This window comes from bacterium (assembly GCA_040754625.1).
Lineage (GTDB): Bacteria > JACRDZ01 > JAQUKH01 > JAQUKH01 > JAQUKH01 > JAQUKH01.
Genome location: JBFMCF010000046.1, coordinates 1 through 2,541, shown reverse-complemented (window position 1 = coordinate 2,541; position 2,541 = coordinate 1). Strand labels below are relative to the sequence as shown.

Annotated in this window: 6 protein-coding genes; all 6 read left to right on the top strand. The window is 36.8% G+C overall.

Going from position 1 to position 2,541, the window contains the following annotated elements:
- The first annotated feature begins 105 nt into the window (after nucleotides 1-105).
- Complete coding sequence (locus tag AB1498_03720; protein MEW6087387.1) at nucleotides 106-990, top strand: hypothetical protein; 885 nt, start codon at nucleotides 106-108, stop codon at nucleotides 988-990.
- Between the two features lie 206 nt (nucleotides 991-1,196).
- Nucleotides 1,197-1,376, top strand: coding sequence for a hypothetical protein (locus tag AB1498_03715; protein ID MEW6087386.1), 180 nt, complete (start codon nucleotides 1,197-1,199; stop codon nucleotides 1,374-1,376).
- Nucleotides 1,370-1,672 (top strand): type II toxin-antitoxin system RelE/ParE family toxin, encoded by a 303-nt coding sequence (locus AB1498_03710; GenBank protein ID MEW6087385.1) that lies wholly within the window; start codon nucleotides 1,370-1,372, stop codon nucleotides 1,670-1,672. Before AB1498_03715 ends, AB1498_03710 begins: the two co-directional genes overlap by 7 nt.
- 103 nt (nucleotides 1,673-1,775) lie before the next feature.
- Nucleotides 1,776-1,946, top strand: a complete 171-nt coding sequence (locus AB1498_03705; GenBank protein ID MEW6087384.1) for a hypothetical protein — start codon at nucleotides 1,776-1,778, stop codon at nucleotides 1,944-1,946.
- Between the two features lie 112 nt (nucleotides 1,947-2,058).
- Nucleotides 2,059-2,229, top strand: a complete 171-nt coding sequence (locus tag AB1498_03700) for a hypothetical protein (protein ID MEW6087383.1) — start codon at nucleotides 2,059-2,061, stop codon at nucleotides 2,227-2,229.
- Nucleotides 2,229-2,441 (top strand): hypothetical protein, encoded by a 213-nt coding sequence (locus AB1498_03695; GenBank protein ID MEW6087382.1) that lies wholly within the window; start codon nucleotides 2,229-2,231, stop codon nucleotides 2,439-2,441. Before AB1498_03700 ends, AB1498_03695 begins: the two co-directional genes overlap by 1 nt.
- The last annotated feature ends 100 nt before the right edge of the window (nucleotides 2,442-2,541 follow it).

The window sequence follows — 2,541 nt, the reverse complement described above, 5'->3', positions numbered from 1 at the left end:
AACAGTACGAACATAAAACATGCTCCTATTATACCTTAGTGCGACAAAATTACACTTTTATATCGCTAAATCATTGATTTTATTAGCTTTGTCTTTTTAGAAAAAGTGAGTTGGACAAGTCAGGAAATATTTAACTTTGGATTTCTTCACAGGACGAGAAAGAAAAACAAATTCACATGGGGTATTTACGCGAACGGAAGTTATAATATTTTATTTACAAATGACACCTCGAAAAAGGACAAGTTTGTCCTGCCTCTCGGGAACCCGGGCGAGGAATATGAGTTTGGACTTGAACTCGGAGGGTTTCTTGTCCCTTTTATCTGGCAGTTAAGAGAAAATCTGTCGTTTGCAGTTACGCCTAAAATACTAAGCTCAAATTTAACCTCTTATGAAAAAACGGCCTCGGCTGAAACCAATTTGAAGCAGGAGAAAACCATTTTGAATTTTGATTTATCCGCTATGTATAAAATCAATGATAAATTGTCACTGGGTTTCCTGTACCAGCCGTCCGCTCATTTCAGGTTTGACGAGAACATGAATAACAACCTGCAGGGTTTCAAATGGTTTTATGATGTCTATGTGCCGATGCAGATAAACACCGGGATTGGTTACCAGGCCGCCAAGAGAATTTTTCTTGATATTGACTTGCATTACGCTAAATTCAAGGGGAATGAAACGCTTGTGGGTTCCAGTCTCGCAAAAAACTTTAACAACTACAAATTAGCAAGAAAATATTCCTTATCACCGCACGCGGGGGCGGAATACAGGACAGTTTTTCTGAAAAAAGACCTGAACGTCCGGACAGGATATTATTACCAGCCGAACCTGTTCTCCGGCCTGCCGGCGAAGAACCATATAACCTTCAGTTTTTCATGGAAGGTGTTTAAACTCCCTAAAAACCTGGTACTCGAATACCTTACCCTCGGATACAGCAGTGACATCGCGAAAAATTATGATGTCCAGACGCTGAATATTGACAGTGAGTTTTGAACCTAAAAATATCCATGATATTTGTAAAATTTATTGACGAACAAATATTATTCTGATAAACTTGCCAGGAATTTTACCGCGCGGCAAGAAAACGCCGCCTGTTAAATTTTTCTTTTGATTACCTAAAAATAGTGATATAATCTAATCATCAAACGGAGAAAAAATCGTAACATAACCAACTTTTAAAATATTTGAGGAGACAAAAGATGCAGACCTTAAAAAAAGAAGCCATTGACGTAATATCAAAACTTCCTGAATCTGCCGACATTGATGAAATTATGTACAGGCTTTATGTAATCGATAAAATTAAAAAAGGGCAGGATGCAATCAAGGAAGGAAAAGTCATTTCCGTTGAAGGGCTGAAAGAAGAAGTTAAATCATGGTAATTTGGTCAATCCCGGCAAAACTGGATTTGAAGAATATCTATGATTACATCGCGAGCGATTCCAGGTATTACGCCGTTAAGGTATCACAGGAGTTTATTGAAAAGTCAGAAAATTTAGCACAGTTTCCTAAAATGGGCAGAATCGTTCCCGAAAGAAATGACCCCAATATACGGGAATTAATTGTAAATTCCTACCGCCTCGTCTATGAGATATCCTCAAATCAAATACAAATACTGGCAATAATTCACGCTAAACAAGATTTCGAGAATGCGTTCAAAAAGAATCAGGGGAATTAGATCAAAACGGCATAACCACCCCAGAAATTTTACCGCGCGCTAAAAAGACACCGCCTGTTAAATTTTTCTCTTGGTTACCTAAAATAATGATATAATGCGGAAGATGAATCAAGAACCCAAAGCAATGGAAGAAATTCATAAAATCAGGGAAGCGCTTTACGAAGAAGAAAAAAAGCTGTCTACCGAAGAGCTTATAAGCAAAATTCGCAAGGAATCTGAAGCGGCAAAGAAGAAATATAAGCTTAATTTTCGGGTCCCGGTAACGGCAAGATAAATATTTTTTGTATTTTGATTTACTTCAGACACTCTATAGACTATTCAGATAATTTTTGTGATAATATATTAAAATATCGAACTTTTTAATTTGTGTAAAATTAAGAAATAATATGGAATGGTTTAAGAAGCTAGGAAAATGGTTCCGTGGTTCTCCAGGCGGTGCTTTAGGTGTAATTGTTGCTTTAATCCCGCTCCTCATTGCGGGAAAACTAGGGTTTATTTTATTTCTGGCCAGTATTTTATTTATTGCCCTTGTGATTTTTTTAGCAAAAATAAGATAGTGCGAGGTATAAAAAGACCTTTAATAACAGAAGTAGAACCGCGTATTACATCTGAAAATCTATTTGGACGTGAAGAAGATTTGGGAAAGATGTTAAAAAAAATTAAAGACAAATCTTTTTGCGTGGTGGGTATCTCTGGGGTTGGTAAATCCAAACTAATCTCTGCCTTTTTTGAAAAGATTGCACCCGAGTTTGCCACTTTTAGAATTTAAAAATAAAAGTGTTGATTTGGCGCGGTTTTTCGTGTAAAAAAGTAGTGTGAAACCGCACTACCTAAAAATAAGGAAGGTAAAAACCCATTCTGGAAGCATG

Bases quoted from the DNA above. Each gene is read 5' to 3' on its own strand.
- AB1498_03705 (MEW6087384.1), top strand. From the start codon at position 1,776: ATGAATCAAGAACCCAAAGCAATGGAAGAAATTCATAAAATCAGGGAA.
- AB1498_03700 (MEW6087383.1), top strand. From the start codon at position 2,059: ATGGAATGGTTTAAGAAGCTAGGAAAATGGTTCCGTGGTTCTCCAGGC.
- AB1498_03710 (MEW6087385.1), top strand. From the start codon at position 1,370: ATGGTAATTTGGTCAATCCCGGCAAAACTGGATTTGAAGAATATCTAT.
- AB1498_03715 (MEW6087386.1), top strand. From the start codon at position 1,197: ATGCAGACCTTAAAAAAAGAAGCCATTGACGTAATATCAAAACTTCCT.